16 protein-coding genes are annotated in these 16,200 nt (G+C 71.5%); 10 read left to right on the top strand and 6 right to left on the bottom strand.

Annotation, left to right across the window (positions count from 1 at the left end; translation table 11 throughout):
• Positions 1-114 precede the first annotated feature (114 nt).
• The 8 genes from mshD (at position 115) to pstB (ending at position 9,739) form a co-directional block, all read left to right on the top strand.
• The gene (gene mshD, locus ACGF13_RS33865; RefSeq protein WP_392882680.1) at positions 115-1,143 is read left to right on the top strand and encodes a mycothiol synthase; all 1,029 of its coding nucleotides are present in this window, start codon (positions 115-117) and stop codon (positions 1,141-1,143) included.
• A gap of 308 nt (positions 1,144-1,451) precedes the next feature.
• Positions 1,452-3,629 carry an RNA degradosome polyphosphate kinase gene (locus ACGF13_RS33860; protein ID WP_392882714.1) on the top strand — a complete coding sequence of 726 codons (2,178 nt, stop codon included), beginning with the start codon at positions 1,452-1,454 and terminating at the stop codon, positions 3,627-3,629.
• Positions 3,630-3,742: 113 nt separating this feature from the next.
• Positions 3,743-4,831, top strand: a complete 1,089-nt coding sequence (locus ACGF13_RS33855) for a CHAD domain-containing protein (protein WP_392882677.1) — start codon at positions 3,743-3,745, stop codon at positions 4,829-4,831.
• Positions 4,832-4,904: 73 nt separating this feature from the next.
• Positions 4,905-5,342 carry an NUDIX hydrolase gene (locus tag ACGF13_RS33850; RefSeq protein ID WP_392882711.1) on the top strand — a complete coding sequence of 146 codons (438 nt, stop codon included), beginning with the start codon at positions 4,905-4,907 and terminating at the stop codon, positions 5,340-5,342.
• Positions 5,343-5,586: 244 nt separating this feature from the next.
• Positions 5,587-6,723, top strand: coding sequence for a phosphate ABC transporter substrate-binding protein PstS (gene pstS / locus ACGF13_RS33845; RefSeq protein WP_392882674.1), 1,137 nt, complete (start codon positions 5,587-5,589; stop codon positions 6,721-6,723).
• A 152-nt stretch (positions 6,724-6,875) separates the two neighbouring features.
• Positions 6,876-7,853 carry a phosphate ABC transporter permease subunit PstC gene (gene pstC, locus ACGF13_RS33840; RefSeq protein WP_392882671.1) on the top strand — a complete coding sequence of 326 codons (978 nt, stop codon included), beginning with the start codon at positions 6,876-6,878 and terminating at the stop codon, positions 7,851-7,853.
• Positions 7,850-8,920, top strand: coding sequence for a phosphate ABC transporter permease PstA (gene pstA, locus ACGF13_RS33835; RefSeq protein ID WP_392882668.1), 1,071 nt, complete (start codon positions 7,850-7,852; stop codon positions 8,918-8,920). Before pstC ends, pstA begins: the two co-directional genes overlap by 4 nt.
• A 42-nt stretch (positions 8,921-8,962) precedes the next feature.
• On the top strand, positions 8,963-9,739 hold the full coding sequence (gene pstB / locus ACGF13_RS33830; RefSeq protein WP_392882665.1) for a phosphate ABC transporter ATP-binding protein PstB: 777 nt from the start codon (positions 8,963-8,965) through the stop codon (positions 9,737-9,739).
• A gap of 151 nt (positions 9,740-9,890) precedes the next feature.
• Here the strand turns inward: pstB and ACGF13_RS33825 are convergent, their stop codons facing one another.
• Together ACGF13_RS33825 and ACGF13_RS33820 are read right to left on the bottom strand one after the other, a co-directional pair.
• A complete protein-coding gene (locus ACGF13_RS33825; protein ID WP_392882662.1) occupies positions 9,891-10,886 on the bottom strand; it encodes an anion permease in 996 nt (331 codons plus the stop codon).
• Positions 10,887-10,891: 5 nt separating this feature from the next.
• Complete coding sequence (locus ACGF13_RS33820; RefSeq protein WP_031064133.1) at positions 10,892-11,512, bottom strand: DUF47 domain-containing protein; 621 nt, start codon at positions 11,510-11,512, stop codon at positions 10,892-10,894.
• 359 nt (positions 11,513-11,871) lie between these two features.
• On the opposite strand from ACGF13_RS33820, the gene ACGF13_RS33815 reads away from it, so the two are divergent.
• Positions 11,872-12,240, top strand: a complete 369-nt coding sequence (locus ACGF13_RS33815) for a metal-sensitive transcriptional regulator (RefSeq protein ID WP_392882659.1) — start codon at positions 11,872-11,874, stop codon at positions 12,238-12,240.
• Positions 12,241-12,276: 36 nt separating this feature from the next.
• On the opposite strand, the gene ACGF13_RS33810 is transcribed toward ACGF13_RS33815, so the two are convergent.
• Together ACGF13_RS33810 and ACGF13_RS33805 are read right to left on the bottom strand one after the other, a co-directional pair.
• Positions 12,277-12,465: a hypothetical protein gene (locus ACGF13_RS33810; RefSeq protein WP_363394422.1), complete on the bottom strand. Its 189-nt coding sequence runs from the start codon at positions 12,463-12,465 to the stop codon at positions 12,277-12,279.
• A gap of 217 nt (positions 12,466-12,682) precedes the next feature.
• Positions 12,683-13,582 carry a hypothetical protein gene (locus ACGF13_RS33805; RefSeq protein ID WP_392882656.1) on the bottom strand — a complete coding sequence of 300 codons (900 nt, stop codon included), beginning with the start codon at positions 13,580-13,582 and terminating at the stop codon, positions 12,683-12,685.
• 160 nt (positions 13,583-13,742) lie between these two features.
• Here ACGF13_RS33805 and ACGF13_RS33800 point away from each other — a divergent pair, with 160 nt between their 5' ends.
• On the top strand, positions 13,743-13,958 hold the full coding sequence (locus ACGF13_RS33800; RefSeq protein WP_392882654.1) for a hypothetical protein: 216 nt from the start codon (positions 13,743-13,745) through the stop codon (positions 13,956-13,958).
• Positions 13,959-14,029: 71 nt separating this feature from the next.
• Here the strand turns inward: ACGF13_RS33800 and ACGF13_RS33795 are convergent, their stop codons facing one another.
• Both ACGF13_RS33795 and ACGF13_RS33790 read right to left on the bottom strand, forming a co-directional pair.
• On the bottom strand, positions 14,030-14,752 hold the full coding sequence (locus ACGF13_RS33795) for a phosphatase PAP2 family protein (protein WP_392882652.1): 723 nt from the start codon (positions 14,750-14,752) through the stop codon (positions 14,030-14,032).
• A gap of 193 nt (positions 14,753-14,945) precedes the next feature.
• A complete protein-coding gene (locus ACGF13_RS33790; RefSeq protein WP_392882649.1) occupies positions 14,946-16,130 on the bottom strand; it encodes an NlpC/P60 family protein in 1,185 nt (394 codons plus the stop codon).
• Positions 16,131-16,200 lie beyond the last annotated feature (70 nt).

Here is a 16,200-nt window from a genome sequence, read left to right as displayed (position 1 = left end):
ACTGCAGGGGGGACCCTGTGGGAGAGTAGGACGCCGCCGAACAATTCTTCTGAAAAGCCCCTGATCCATTCGGATCAGGGGCTTTTCGCATTTCCGGTGACGTATCGTCGGTGCATGGACGATCAGACAGCGGTCATGGCGAACGATGTGCTCCGGCCCGAGCAGCGCGACGGTGCTCTGCGTGTTCTGGCGGAGGCCCAGGCGGTGGACGGTCGGGCAGCAGTGTCCGAGCAGGGCCGGCTCCGGCTGCGGACCGCGGAGACTCCGCGCCCGGGCGTCATCCACCTCGTCGAGACCGAGACCGAGACCTCGACCCAGGCCGAGGCCCAGGCCGAGGCCGGGACCGGGACCGGGACCGAGGAGAAGAACCCAGCCGTCCTCGGCTACGGCCAGCTCGAAGTACCGGAGAACCCCGCCGCGAACCCCGCCGCCGAGCTGGTGGTCGACCCGGCCGCCCGCGGTCGTGGCCTGGCCCGCCCGCTGGTGGACACCGTTCTGGCGCAGGCCCACCGGGCGGGGCACGAGGCGGTGGACTTCTGGGTGCACGGTGGCCACCCGGCGGCCCGGCACCTGGCCGAGGCGTACGGCGCCGAGCTGGTCCGCGAGCTGCGGCAGATGCGCCGCACCGGCCGGCAGAGCGAGGAGGTGGCCGTCCCCGAGGGCATCGAGCTCCGCACCTTCCGTCCCGGGGAGGACGACGCCGAGTGGCTGCGGCTGAACGCCCTGGCCTTCGCCCACCACCCGGAGCAGGGCTCCTGGACCGAGCAGGACCTGGCCGAGCGGATCGCCGAGCCCTGGTTCGACCCGGCCGGCTTCTTCCTCGCCACCCGTGACGGCAAGGTGGTCGGCTTCCACTGGACGAAGGTGCACCCGGCGAGCGCCACCGAGCCCGAGCTCGGCGAGGTGTACGTGGTCGGGGTGGACCCGGCCGAGCAGGGCAGCGGCCTCGGCCGGGCGCTGACCGCGGCGGGCCTGCGCCACCTGACCGGCACCGGTCCGGGCGAGCGCGGGCTGGACACCGTTCTCCTCTACGTCGACGCTGACAATCCGGCCGCCGTGCGGGTATACGAACGATTGGGGTTCGCCGTTCACGAGGTGGACCTCATGTACCGAGCCCGGTACCGGGCGAACCGGCCGTCCTGAGCGCTGGGGACGGCCCCCCGAGCGGTCGCGGGCGAGGGACGGGACGGCGACGCCTCTTGCCCCGACCGACTCAGCTTTCCTCCTGGCCATGCGGTGTTTACCGTGGATTCAATTGCTGCCGCGAAGATCACAGGATGAAGTCCGTAGTGTCTCGCTCGTGCAGAGTCGACCGCCACGCGCCGGCCGGTCCTGTACGGACCGCACCCGGAGGGTGGGTGCTGTCCCCGGGTCCGGCCCGGGGCGAGGGCGACGGCCCGCAGAGCCATTCGCGTCCGGACGCCGTCCTGCTGCTGGAGGAGCTGGAGCTCATGAGCATCCCCCGCCCCGTCTCTGCCCCGCTGTCGCCTACGGCCCGGATGTCCGGTGCGCTGGGTGTTCCGCCGGAGCTGCCGGCCACGGACGAAGAGGAGTTCGAAGCGTTGCCGCAGGGCCGCTTCCTGGACCGCGAGCGCAGTTGGCTCGCGTTCAACGAGCGGGTCCTGGAGCTGGCCGAGGATCCGGGTATCCCGCTGCTGGAGCGGGCGAAGTTCCTGGCGATCTTCGCCAGCAACCTGGACGAGTTCTTCATGGTCCGGGTGGCCGGCCTCAAGCGCCGGATCGCCACCGGCGTCGCCCAGCGCAGCGCGTCAGGCCTCCAGCCGCGCGAGGTGCTGGACCTGATCTGGACCCGCTCGCGCGAGCTGATGGCCCGCCACGCCGCCGCCTTCCAGCAGGAGGTGCTGCCGGACCTCGCCACCGAGGGCGTCGAGGTGGTCCGCTGGTCCGAGCTGGCCGAGAAGGAGCAGGCCCGGCTGCACACGCTGTTCCGCCAGAAGATCTTCCCGGTCCTGACCCCGCTGGCCGTCGACCCGGCGCACCCCTTCCCGTACATATCGGGGCTCTCGCTCAACCTGGCCGTCGTGGTGCGCAACCCGGTCTCCGGGCACAAGCACTTCGCGCGCGTCAAGGTGCCGCAGTCGCTGGCCCGCTTCCTGGAGGCCTCGCCCCAGCGGTACGTCCCGCTCGAGGACGTCATGGGCGCCCACCTGGAGGAGCTCTTCCCGGGGATGGAGGTGCTGGCCCACCACGCCTTCCGCGTCACCCGCAACGAGGACCTGGAGGTGGAGGAGGACGACACCGAGAACATCCTCAAGGCCCTGGAGAAGGAGCTGATGCGGCGGCGCTTCGGCCCGCCGGTCCGGCTGGAGGTCGAGGAGTCGATCGACCCGTACATCCTGGACCTGCTGGTGCGGGAGCTGAACATCACCGAGGCGGAGGTCTTCCCGCTGCCCGGGCCGCTGGACCTGACCGGGCTGTTCGGGATCGCCGACCTGGACCGCCCCGAGCTCAAGTACCCGAAGTTCGTGGCCGGCACGGCCCGCGGGCTGACCGACGTCGAGTCGGCCTCCCAGCCGGACATCTTCGCCGCGATGCGCGAGCGCGACGTCCTGCTGCACCACCCGTACGACAGCTTCTCCACCTCGGTGCAGGCCTTCCTGGAGCAGGCCGCCGCCGACCCGGACGTGCTGGCGATCAAGCAGACCCTGTACCGCACCTCCGGCGACTCGCCGATCGTCGACGCGCTGATCGACGCGGCCGAGTCCGGCAAGCAGGTGCTGGTGCTGGTCGAGATCAAGGCGCGCTTCGACGAGCAGGCCAACATCAAGTGGGCCCGCAAGCTGGAGGAGGCCGGCTGTCACGTGGTGTACGGCCTGGTCGGGCTGAAGACCCACTGCAAGCTCTCGCTGGTGGTCCGGCAGGAGGGCGACACCCTGCGCCGCTACTCGCACGTCGGCACCGGGAACTACCACCCGAAGACGGCCCGGCTGTACGAGGACCTCGGCCTGCTCACCTCCGACCCGCAGGTCGGTGCGGACCTCTCGGACCTGTTCAACCGGCTCTCCGGCTACTCGCGCCGCGAGTCCTACCGCCGCCTGCTGACCGCCCCGCGCGGTCTGCGCGACGGGCTGGTCTCGCGGATCCACAACGAGATCGCGCACCACAGGGACGGCCGCCCGGCCTACGTGAAGCTCAAGGTCAACTCGATCGTCGACGAGGCCGTGATCGACGCGCTGTACCGGGCCTCCCAGGCCGGGGTGCCGGTGGACGTCTGGGTGCGCGGGATCTGCGCGATCCGCCCGGGCGTGCCGGGGCTGAGCGAGAACATCCGGGTCCGCAGCATCCTGGGCCGCTTCCTGGAGCACTCCCGGATCTTCGTGTTCGGCAACAACGGCGATCCGGAGGTCTGGATCGGCAGCGCCGACATGATGCACCGCAACCTGGACCGCCGGATCGAGGCGCTGCTGCGGATCACCGATCCGGCGCACCGCGCCGAGCTGTCCGGGCTGATCGACCTCGGGGTGTCGGACGAGACCGAGTCCTGGCACCTGGGGCCGGACGGCGCGTGGGCCCGCCGATCCCAGGACGCCGAGGACCGGCCGCTGCGACACGTCCAGGACCTGCTGATCGACTCACGCCAGCGCCGCCGGGCCGCCACCTCGCGCTGACGCGTCCACTGATGCGAAGCCGCCGGGGCAGTGGCCCACGAGAGGGCACAGTCGCCCCGGCGGTCGGCCACCAGCTCCGGGACCACCCCGGGGGAACGGGGATCTACCACGCCATGACCGAAGCGCCGATGACGGCCCAGGCGGCCTCCACAGCGACCGCCGGGGACATCCTTTCCCGCCACCTCACCGCCCAGGCCGGCGCCTTCCTGCGCGCGCTGCCGCTGGCGGTGGGCGAGGTCGGTGCCAGACCCGGGGCGGCCTCGATCGTCCCGTCGGCCGGCACCTCGGACCTGCTGCGGGCCGTCCGGCGGGTCGGCGGGCTGCTGCACACCTTCGGTTCGCTCTTCGAGCAGACCTGGGCGCAGGAGTCGCGCACCGAGCTGCGCTGGCTGCTCAACCTGCTCGCGCTGGAGCCCGGTTACGTCCGCCGCTCGGCCCGGCTGCTGGGCGCGCTGGACTCGCTGAGCGCCACCGATCCGGGCGGGACGGGCATGCTGGCCGGCCACGCCGGCGCCCCCAAGGCGCGGGCGCTGCTGGACCGGCAGCTGACCCTGGCCCGGACCAGGGCGCACTCCACGGTGCTCCATGAGCTCCGCTCCGCCCGGCTGCACGCGCTGGCGGACCGGATGACCCTGCTGGTCGGCGAGGCGCCGCTGCTGGAGTCGGCGGGCGGCCGGGCCCCGGCGGTGCTGCTGCCGCAGGCCGCCGCCGCGTTCGCCGCGCTGTCCGCGGGAGCCCAGCAGCTGCCGCTGCAGCGGGCCGCGACGCCGTACGGCGGGGACGGGCTGCGCCGGCTGGGCACGGTGCCGGCGTCCCGCGGGGCGACGGACGCGGACACCGCGCTGGCGGCCGACGACGCGCCCTGGTCCCGGCTGCGGATCCTGGTGAAGCGGGCCCGGTACGCGCTGGAGGTGTGCGGCCGCTCGTCCTCCGAGCTGGACGAGCTGGACCTGGTGCTGGCCCGGCAGCAGGAGGCGGCGGACGCCGCCGTCACCGCCGCCACCGCGGCGCGCACCCCGCGGATCACCCCGGCGACCGCGTACGTGCTGGGCGTGGTGCACGCCGACCAGCGGCTGGAGGTGGAGTCGGCGCGGTACGCCGTCGGCCGCCGCTGGCCCGACCTGCCGCCCGGCCCGGACGGCTGGCTGGAGCTCGTGCCGGCCGACGCCTGGGGGCACCCGGGCGTGCCCGGGACGGTCTGAGGTGGGCGAGCGCCCGGGCACCGGACGGGCGGCGGCCCGGGCCGGGAGCGGGGCGGAGCACGCCCCGGTGGTGATGGCGGCGGGTGCGGTGCTGTGGCTGCCGGGGCGGCCGAAGAAGAGCGGCCGGCTGGGGCGGCCGCGGATCGCGGTGATCCACCGGCCCAAGTACGACGACTGGAGCCTGCCGAAGGGCAAGCTCGAACCCGGCGAGGGCGTGGTCGAGGCGGCGCTGCGCGAGGTCCGGGAGGAGACCGGGTTCGGCTGCCTGCTGGGCCCGGAGCTGCCCACCCGGCACTACCGGGTGCAGGGCCGTCCGAAGGAGGTCCGCTACTGGGCGGCGGTGCCGTCGAGCGGGTCGTTCCGGCCCAACCGGGAGGTGGACCGGCTGGAGTGGCTGCCGGCCGGGAAGGCCCGTGCCCGGCTCACCCACGACCACGACCGGGTGCTGGTCGACGCCCTGCTGGCGGTCCTGGGGGCGGAGCCGGTGCGGGCGGAGGGGCCGCAACGGTGAAGGAACGGTGGAAGTGATCTTCCCGCGCCCTCGCCGTGACGCAACCGTTACTACCTGACGTAGTTTCCTGCCATCCCTTCGAGGTTCACTCTCCGTTCACTTGTGACCGGCTGTCGTGTCACTTACCCGGCCTAACTTCGGGACCACCGGAGGGCCGAACGGGCCCCGGACCACAGCAGAACCCGCGCCGGGCCGTACGTGTACGGCCTGCGCAGAGGGCAATGCCACAGAAAGGGACACCCCTGTGAAGCTCCAGCGGAACGGCCGCTCCAAGGCCCTCGCGATCGGTGCCATGGCGCTCGTCAGCTCGCTGTCGCTCGCTGCCTGCGGGTCGGACGACAACAACAACACGACCGCCTCCGGTGGCTCCAGCGGCTCTGCCGCGGCCGCCGGCGCGATCAACTGTGGCAAGCCCGGTTCGCTGATCTCCGCCGGTTCGACCGCCCAGGGCGCCGCGATGGACGTCTGGAAGACCAGCTTCGCCGCCGCCTGCTCCGGTACCACGATCAACTACCAGGGTGGCGGCTCCGGTGCCGGCATCCAGCAGTTCAACCAGGGCAAGATCCAGTTCGCCGGCTCCGACTCGGCCCTCAAGCCGGCCGAGGTCGACGCCTCCAAGGCGGTCTGCACCGGCGGCCAGGGCATCGACCTGCCGATGGTCGGCGGTCTGATCTCGCTGGTCTACAACGTCGACGGCGTCGACAAGCTGGTCCTGGACGGCCCGACCGCCGCCAAGATCTTCGACTCGCAGATCACCAAGTGGAACGACCCGGCGATCGCTGCCCTGAACCCGGGCGCCAAGCTGCCGGACGCGGACATCCAGACCTTCCACCGCTCGGACGACGCCGGCACCACCGAGAACCTGACCAAGTACTTCGCCGCCGCCGGCGGCGGTGCCTGGTCCTACCCGGCCGCCAAGCCCTGGGCGGGCAAGGGCGGCCAGTCGGCCAACGGCAGCGCCGGCGTCTCGGCCCAGGTCAAGCAGGTCAAGAACTCGATCAGCTACGTCGAGCTGGCCTACGCCCAGACCAACAGCCTGAAGAGCGCCGCGATCAACACCGGCGCCTCCAAGCCGGTCGAGGCCACCGCCGAGGCCGCCGCCACCACCATCGGCAAGGCCCAGGCCGCCGGCACCGGCAGCGACCTCGCGCTGAAGCTCGACTACGCGACCAAGGAAGAGGGTTCCTACCCGCTGGTCCTGATCACGTACGAGATCGTCTGCGACAAGGGCAACAAGGCCGAGACCCTCGACACCCTGAAGTCCTTCCTGACCTACACGGCCAGCGACGCCGGCCAGAAGGCCATCGGCGAGAAGGGCTACGTCCCGCTGCCGAAGACCGTGACCGACAAGGTCAACGGCGTCATCACCACCCTGGCCTGACCCGACAGGACCCCCGGTGGGGCGGCCCCGTGAGCGAGGGGGGCCGGGGCCGCCCCCACCGGAACGCACCTCACCCAGCACCACGTCCGGGGCACCGCCGCCATGGTGCCGTTCCCCCTTCCGGGGCGGCGCCACCAGACCGGAGTAGACCAATGACTTCATCCTCCCCTGCCGCCCCGCGAGGCAGGGAACGCCGGCCGCGCGACAGCCGGGTCGGCGACAAGATCTTCATGAACCTCGCCCGGGGCTCGGGCATCCTGCTGCTGGTCATCATGGCCGCGATCGCCGCGTTCCTGACCTGGCGGTCGGCGCTGGCCCTGGGCACCAACGAGGGCAACTTCCTCACCACCTTCGAGTGGACGCCGGACGCCCCGAAGCCCGTCTTCGGCATCGCCGTCCTGGCCTTCGGCACCATCGTCAGCGCCGTCATCGCGATGGCCATCGCCGTCCCGGTCGCCATCGGGATCGCGCTGTTCATCTCGCACTACGCGCCGCGCCGGATCGCCCAGCCGTTCGCCTACCTGGTCGACCTGCTCGCCGCCGTCCCCAGCGTCGTCTACGGCCTGTGGGGCGCGCTCTTCCTGGTGCCGCACCTGGACGGCCTGACCAGCTGGCTCAACGAGTACCTGGGCTGGACGTACATCTTCGACCAGACCCGGACCGGCACCCCGCGCAACCTGTTCACCGTCGGCATCCTGCTGGCGATCATGATCCTGCCGATCATCACCGCGGTCTCCCGCGAGGTGTTCCGCCAGGTGCCGCGGATGCACGAGGAGGCGGCGCTCGCGCTCGGCGCGACCCGCTGGGAGATGATCCGCACCTCGGTGCTGCCGTTCGGCCGCCCCGGCATCATCTCGGCCTCGATGCTCGGCCTCGGCCGCGCGCTCGGCGAGACCATCGCGGTCGCGATCGTGCTCTCCGCCAGCAACGTCCTGTCGCTGCACATCCTGGACGCCGGCGGCGGAACCTTCGCCCAGAACATCGCGCTGAAGTTCAACGAGGCCGGCACCAACGGCCGCGACGCGCTGATGGCCTCCGGCCTCGTCCTGTTCGTCATCACCCTGCTGGTGAACGGCGCCGCGCGAATGATCATCGCCCGCCGCAAGGAGTACTCGGGGGCCAACGCATGACCGCCACCGTCGTCGTCGAGGACGCCCGGCCCGTCGCCCGTCCGCTGACCACCAACCGCCTGCCCAAGTGGGCCCCGGCCGCCATCGCGGCCGGCTCGATCGCCCTCGGCTGCGGGATCGGCGCGGTCGCCGGACTGGCCAGCCACATCCAGTGGGGCCTGATCTCGGCCCTGCTCTTCGTCCTGGTCACCTACGGCCTCGCGGCCCGGGTCGAGGGCCGCCGGCAGGCCAAGGACCGGGTCGCCACCTCGGTGGTCTGGGTCGCCTTCATCCTGGCGGTCATCCCGCTGGTCGCCCTGACGGTCTACACCGTCCAGCAGGGCATCGAGGTGATCAACGACAACTTCCTGAGCCACTCGATGAAGGGCGTGATCCAGTCCGGTCCCGGCGGTGGCATCTACCACGCGCTGATCGGCACCCTGGAGCAGGTCGGCCTGGCCACCGCGATGGCCGCCCCGATCGGTCTGCTGACCGCCGTCTACCTGGTCGAGTACGGCCGCGGCAAGCTCGCCAAGGCGGTCACCTTCTTCGTCGACGTCATGACGGGCATCCCGTCGATCGTCGCGGGTCTGTTCGTCCTCTCGCTCTGGAACCTCGCCCTGGGCTTCGGCTACTCCGGTTTCTCGGGCAGCCTCGCGCTGGCGATCCTGATGATCCCGGTCGTGGTCCGGTCCACCGAGGAGATGCTGAAGCTCGTCCCGAACGAGCTGCGCGAGGCCTCCTACGCGCTCGGCGTGCCGAAGTGGAAGACCATCCTGCGGATCGTCCTCCCCACCGCGATCGGCGGCATCACCACCGGTGTGATGCTCGCGGTCGCCCGCATCACGGGCGAGACCGCCCCGGTGATGATGCTGGTGTTCGGCGCCGACTACATCAACAGCAACCCGTTCGACGGGCCGCAGCAGTCCCTGCCGATGTACATCTGGACGCAGTACTCGCAGGTCAACAACGACTTCGGCTACGCCCGTGCCTGGGGTGCGGCGCTGGTGCTGATCGCCTTCGTGATGGGGCTCAACCTCATCGCCCGGGGCATCGCACGCTGGCGCTCGCCCAAGGGCGGGCACTGAGCGACCGACTGACGTACGAGACAGACGAGAGAAGCAACGATCATGGCCAAGCGCATCGACGTCAGCGGACTGTCGGCCTACTACGGCTCCACCAAGGCCATCGAGGACATCTCGATGAGCATCGAACCCCGCTCGGTGACCGCCTTCATCGGCCCCTCCGGCTGCGGCAAGTCCACCTTCCTGCGGACCCTCAACCGGATGCACGAGGTGATCCCCGGCGCCCGGGTCGAGGGCAAGGTCCTCCTGGACGACGAGAACCTGTACGCCTCCAACGTCGACCCGGTCGCCGTGCGCCGCTCGATCGGCATGGTCTTCCAGCGCCCGAACCCGTTCCCGACCATGTCGATCTACGACAACGTGGTCGCGGGCCTGCGGCTCGCCGGCGTGAAGAAGAAGTCCGTGCTGGACGAGGTGGTGGAGCGCTCGCTGAAGGGCGCCAACCTCTGGAAGGAGGTCCACAACCGGCTGAACAAGCCGGGGGCCGGCCTCTCCGGCGGTCAGCAGCAGCGCCTGTGCATCGCCCGCGCCATCGCGGTCGAGCCCGAGGTCCTGCTGATGGACGAGCCGTGCTCCGCGCTCGACCCGATCTCCACCCTCGCCATCGAGGACCTGATCGGCGAGCTGAAGGAGCAGTTCACCATCGTCATCGTGACCCACAACATGCAGCAGGCGGCCCGCGTCAGCGACCGCACCGCCTTCTTCAACCTGGCCGGCGTCGGCCAGCCGGGCAAGCTGATCGAGCTGGACGACACCCAGCGGATCTTCTCCAACCCGCAGGTCCAGGCGACCGAGGACTACATCTCCGGCCGCTTCGGCTAGACCGGACCCCGTCGCACCCCCGGCACGGGGAGCGCGACGGACCCGAGCTGTCCCGTGGTGCTGCATGGCGGTGCCGCCGCGGGACATGGAAAAGGGCCCGCCCCCGAGATGTGGGGGCGGGCCCTGTCCGTTCACGCGTCCTGCCGGGGCGTCAGCCCCAGAACAGGTGGACGAACCAGTACACCAGCGCTGCGACGATGGCGGCCGCCGGCATCGTGATGAACCAGCCGAGCACGATGTTCTTCGCGACGCCCCAGCGCACCGCGCGGATCCGCTTGGTGGCCCCCGCGCCCATGATCGCCGCGGTGATCACGTGGGTGGTGGAGATCGGCGCCTTGAAGACGAACGACGTGATGTACATGACCGTCGCGGAAGTGGCCTCGGCCGCGAAGCCCTGCGGCGGGTCCAGCTCGATGATCTTGCGGCCGAGCGTGCGCATGATCCGCCAGCCACCCGCGTAGGTGCCCAGCGACAGCATGGTCGCGCAGGAGATCTTCACCCAGACCGGGATCCCGTTGCCGGACTGGTGGCCGGAGATGGTCAGGGCCAGGACCACGATGCCCATGGTCTTCTGGGCGTCCTGGAGGCCGTGCGCCAGGGCCATCGCGGCGGCCGAGGCGGTCTGGGCGACCCGGAAGTTGCGCTTCGCCCGGTGCGGGTTGGCCCGGCGGAAGATCCACAGGATCGCCAGCATCACCAGGAAGCCGCCGACCAGGCCGACCACCGGCGAGACGATCATCGGGATGATGATCTTGTCGAGGACGCCGCCCCAGATCACGTCGACGCCGCCGGCCAGCGCCGCGCCCACCATGCCGCCGAACAGCGCGTGCGAGGAGGAGGACGGGAGGCCGAAGTACCAGGTGACCAGGTTCCAGGCGATCGCCCCGACCAGGGCCGCGAACAGGATCACCATCCCCTGGTCACCGGTGGGGGTCTCGATGATCCCCTTGGAGACGGTGTGCGCCACGCCGCTGCCGAGGAACGCGCCGGCCAGGTTCATCACCGCGGCCATCGCCAGCGCCGCCCGCGGGGTGAGCGCCCGGGTGGAGACCGAGGTGGCGATCGCGTTCGCCGAGTCGTGGAAGCCGTTGGTGTACGTGAAGAAGAACGCAACGCCGACGACGGCGATGAGTGCTGCCATGTCCACGGGGGTCAGGACTCCTTGACGGCGATGGTCTCCACCGTGTTGGCGACGTGCTCGAACGCGTCCGCCGCCTCCTCAAGGACGTCCACGATCTGCTTGAGCTTGAGGACCTCGATGGCGTCGTACTGACCGGAGAACAGGTGGGCGAGCAGCTTGCGGTGGATCTGGTCGGCCTGGTTCTCCAGCCGGTTGACCTCGATCCAGTACTCGGTCAGGTTGGACATGCTGCGCAGGTTCGGCATCGCCTCGGCGGTGAGTTCCGCGGCGCGCGCCAGCACCTCGATCTGCTGCTCGATGCCCTTCGGCAGGGTCTGGATGTCGTAGAGGACGACCAGGTCGACGGCCTCCTCCATGAAGTCCATGATGTCGTCCAGCGACGAGGCGAGGCTGTAGATGTCCTCGCGGTCGAAGGGCGTGATGAAGGACGAGTTCAGCTGGTGGAAGACGGCATGGGTGGTGTCGTCCCCGGCGTGTTCGGCGGCGCGCATGCGCTCGACGATCTCCGCACGGGCCGACACGTCTGATCCCAGCAGCTCCAAGAGGAGCTTCGATCCGACGACGAGGTTCTCCGCCGCGGCGGCGAACATGTCGTAGAAGCTCGTCTCCTTCGGGGTCAGGCTAAAACGCACGGAAATCTCCGATGTGCGGGGTAGGGACTGAACGATGCTAGGTGCAACCAAGCGCAATCACGCAAGCGGGGTGTCGGGGCAGGAGCCGGAACCTCCCCTTCCGTTCGACGGTCGCACCGGCTGTCCGGGCCGCACCACCACACGTGGACTCGAACCCTCAGTCTGACGGAACCTCGACCGGATTGTCCCCGTCGTGCGCACGGAAGACCGGGTCGCCGCCCAGACGGGCGAACCGGCGGGCGCCCCCTCCCGAGCCCCGTGGCACATGCCGGGTCGGCCGTCGGAACACCACGGAAGGCCCCGGTGTTGGACACTGGTGGCCGACGCAGCCACCAGGCACTGAGACGAAGGCGGGGCCGATGACCACGACGCAAGCGCGCACCGAGCCGGAGCAGGCGCAGGGGACCGACCCGCACGCCGACCACGCTCCGACGGGGCACCACGGCCCGCACGGCTACAGCGCGCAGAAGGACGCCCACCTCAAGCGGCTGCGCCGGATCGAGGGCCAGATCCGCGGCCTGCAGCGCATGGTCGACGAGGACGTCTACTGCATCGACGTGCTCACCCAGGTCTCGGCCAGCACCAAGGCGCTGCAGTCCTTCGCGCTCTCCCTGCTGGAGGAGCACCTGCGGCACTGCGTCGCCGCGGCCGCCGAGGAGGGCGGCACCGAACTCGACGCCAAGGTCGCGGAGGCCACCGCCGCGATCAGCCGCCTGCTGCGCAGCTGAGCGCGGCCCCGGGGGCGCGTCGCCCCCGGGTGCCCGCTAGCCGTCGGCCTCCCGGTCGGCCTGCCCGGGCTCGGCCCGGTCCAGCAGCACCTCGTCGATCCGCTCGGTCGGCAGCCGGTCGCCGGAACTGGCCGTCGCGGCGATCATCAGCTCGCCGGCCAGATCGATCTCGTCGAGGGCCGCGTCGTCGTGGCCGCCGCTGCGGCCACCCGTGGACGACACCACCTGCACCACCCCTTCAGTGCCTCGCCAGCCCGGGCGGCAGCCACCCGGAGTCCAGCCTAGGCACTTCGGGGCCCGTCCACATGGCACGGACGGGCCATCTCGGCGCCGCCGAAACGGGTGGCCGTCGCTCCCCGGACGGCCACCCGCCCCGGTGGCACCCCGTCTCGCCCCGGCGCCGGAGCGCTGCCCCGGCGACCCGGGGCGTGTCCGACCCGCCCTACTTCGGGCTCTCCGTGGGCTTCATCTGGTAGATGTCCGAGGCCGAGGGCTCGGCCGCCTCCACCGGCTTGCCGAAGTCCGTCAGCGAGGTCGTCGACGTCACCTTCACCTGGTCCTTGGGCTCCTTCGACCCGGCCACCCCGGCGAAGGTGAACACCTCGACCACCTTGCGCAGCCGGCCCTGGTCGTCCAGCCAGGCGTCGTACGGGACCTCCTTGACGGTGAAGGTCTGCCCGCCCATCCGCAGGCCGTCACCGCCGCGGCCGCCGGTCGCGTCGGCCGCCTTCGCCAGATCCAGAGTGCCCCGGTAGTGGTGCAGCGCGACCCCGTCGACGGTATCGGTGCCCACCGCCTCCGCCTTCTGCGCCCCGCGCAGCGCCCCCGCCGCCGAGGCCGGGTCGGTGGCGCCGCTGCTGACCAGGTTGCCGTCCGGCAGCTGGCGCACGTCCAGCTTGACCCACTTGCCCTCGGGGACCTTGGCGCCGCTGTTCTGGAGGTAGACGGTGCCCGGCAGGACCACCTCGACGATCTTCCCGGTGGTCGCCGCGCCCGGCGGCACCTGGACCTCCAGCCGGCCGATCCGCTTGACGTAGTCGTAGCCGCCGGAGCCGCTGAACGAGGCCTTCTTCTCGGCGGACTCGGTGACCAACTCCGTCGCGGTGTGCGCGGAACCGGTGCGACCGGTGATGTCGGCGGCGTTGCGCACCGCCGTCAGCGCGTCCGCGGCGAGCTGGTCGGGGGCGCCCGACTGCTGGTCGGAGGAGCCGTCGACGGAGCCGCCGGAGCAGCCGGCGGCCCCCGCCGCCAGTGCGGCGGCGAGCAGGGCGGCCCCGGCCGCCGCGCGCAGGTGAGGACCCGGACGGCGTGCCGACCGTCCGGTGCGCTGCTGGTCGGTCATCTTCATCCTCGCGACAACCCCCTCGGGCCCGACTGCCCCGCCGGCCACCACCGGGTGGGCAGAGCTCTTTCCGGGCAAACGAGTTGGGAGGCAAAGGGTTACGGCGGCCGGTGTGACGGGAGCTTCGCGCCGGGGCCCGTGACGCGTTACGGTGAGCGACGTGCACAGTGAGCTGCCGGTCGCCCCCGGCGCCGCCCGGATGCCCGAACACCGCCTCGCGATCAGCGAGCGCGGCTCCTTCGCCTTCGCGACCTGCAGCTGTGGCTGGTACGCCCCGGCCCGCCGCTCCCGCGACCTGGCCCGCCGCGAGGGAGCCGACCACCTCGCCGAGAACGGTGCCGGGAACGATGCGGCGAACGGTGCCGAGCCGGACTGATCCGGAGCCCGACTGATCCGGGGCCGGACCCCTGGCACCCCCGCGGGGCCGCGGGAGGGGCGGCCGCGAGGTCAGGCCGCGAGGTCGGACTCCGGCGGCTGCTCCCCGGTCCGCACCGCCCCGCGACCGCGCCGACGCCCGCGCGCGGCGACCCCGCCGCGGGCCGCTCCGCCGCGCTCGGGCGCCCGGATCAGCGGGGCGACCGCCGTTCGGCTCAGCGCGTGGCAGAACGGCACCAGCACCGCCATCGCGATCGGCGCCAGCAGCAGCACTACGGCGACCGCGAGCGCGAAACCGCCGATCACGTCGGTCGGGTAGTGGACGCCCATGAACATCCGGCAGAAGCCCTGGAGGAGCGCCAGCCCGCCGGCGATCCAGCCGAGCCTGCGGTTCACCAGGAACAGCGCCACCGCGACGCCCATGGTCATGGTCGAGTGGTCGCTGACGAAGGAGTGGGTGCCGGCCTTGCCGTCCACCAGCACCAGCAGCCCCGGATGGTCGACGAAGGGGCGCGGGCGGTTCACGATCGCCGCGATCGGGAGGTTGGCCAGCTCGGCGACGGCCACCGAGAGCGGCACCCAGAGCAGCCCGGCCATCGCCACCGGCGCGTCCGGACGACGCCTGGCCTGGAGCCAGGCCACCAGACCGAGCATCGCCAGGCCGATCAGGATGCCGTACTCGCCGATCCACGAGACCAGGTGGTCCAGCCACTGCGGGGAGCGCTTGGCCAGGCCGTTGACGGCGTAGAGCAGGTCGAGGTCGGGGTTGGTCGTGTCGGCAAGCGGCGTCGACACGCCGCACCTCCTTCTGGTCCGCTGCACCTGGTCGTCGTGGCCGGGGCCCGCCCGGTGCGGGGTGCTGACGAGGGGCCACCGGAGGAAACGTCATTTCCGGGGCACAGCGTTCCACGGAAACGCGCGGTTATCGAAACTTGACTCAGCGTCCACAGTGCGCACACAGGTCCCGGCCGTCCCCGCCGCGCCGGGCCTATCGTCCCGACCCGGCGGGGCTCGGCCCGGCCGGCGCGGGCGACGCCGCGACCGCCGACCGTGCGGGAGCCGCCGGGGCCGCGGCGGCGCCGCCCTGCGCGCCGCCCTGGTTCCTCGCCGGGGCGGTGGGCTCCGTTCCGCCCGGCCGGCTCGGGGCGTTGACCGCGCCGTCGTCGTTGCGGGTCGGCAGCGCCTGGGCGCCGTCCGAGGTGACCCGGGTCGCGCCGATGTACTCCCTGGTGTCGATCTTGTCGTAGCGGATCACCGCACCGGTGTGCGGCGCGTTGATCATGTACCCGCCGCCGACGTAGATCCCGACGTGGTGGATGCTCCGCGGATCGCTCAGGTCCGTCGCCCAGAACACCAGGTCGCCCGGCCGCAGCTGATCGCGCGACGGGTGCGGCCCGGCGTACCACTGGTCGTTGGCCACCCGGGGCAGGGTGATGCCCACACTGGCGAACGCGGCCTGGGTCAGGCCCGAGCAGTCGAACCGCCCGTTCTGCGAGGGCAGGCCCTCACCGCCCCACAGGTACGGGGTGCCGAGCTTGGTCTGCGCGAAGTAGATCGCGGCCGACGACTGCGGGGACACCTCCAGCGGAGCGGTCGGCGAGGCCGGCGCGGCGAAGCTGCGGGCCATCGCCTGGATGTTCCGCACGTAGCCCTGCGTCTCCTTGAACGGCGGGACCCCGTTGTACTTCTCCACGTTGCCCTCGCCGGCGTTGTAGGCGGCCAGCATGTTGGCCTGCGGGTCGCCCGGGTACTTCGCGACCCGTTTGGCGATCGCACAGTCGTAGGTCGCCGCCGAGGCGATCGCGTCCACCGGGTCCCAGACGTCCGCCTTGCCGTCCCCGTTGCCGTCGGTGGCGTAGCCGGGCCAGGTGTCCGGCATGAACTGCGCCATTCCCTGCGCCCCGACCCCGGACCGCGCCCTGGGGTCGAAACCGCTCTCCTGGTACAACTGCGCCGCGAGCATCGGCGGGGAGATCTCCGGGCAGAGCGAGCCCCACCGCTGGATCGGATCCTGGTAGGCCGCGGGGACCGTTCCGGGGGACAAGGCGGAACGATTCGCCGACTGTTGCGGCGTCCCACTTGCCGCAAAAGTCCCCATCGTCACCAGCCCGATGAACCCGAAACCAACAACTCCCGCAGCGGCGGCGGCCGTACCGGCCTTCCGGAGTACCATCAGCACCATCCCGACGAATCGTCAGTCGAAGTGTCCCGGAAGGCGTTGCTCACCGCAATCATCAGAGATA

This window comes from Kitasatospora sp. NPDC048286, from assembly GCF_043201735.1.
Taxonomy (GTDB): Bacteria; Actinomycetota; Actinomycetes; order Streptomycetales; family Streptomycetaceae; genus Kitasatospora.
This window is presented reverse-complemented; position numbering and strand designations above follow the sequence as displayed.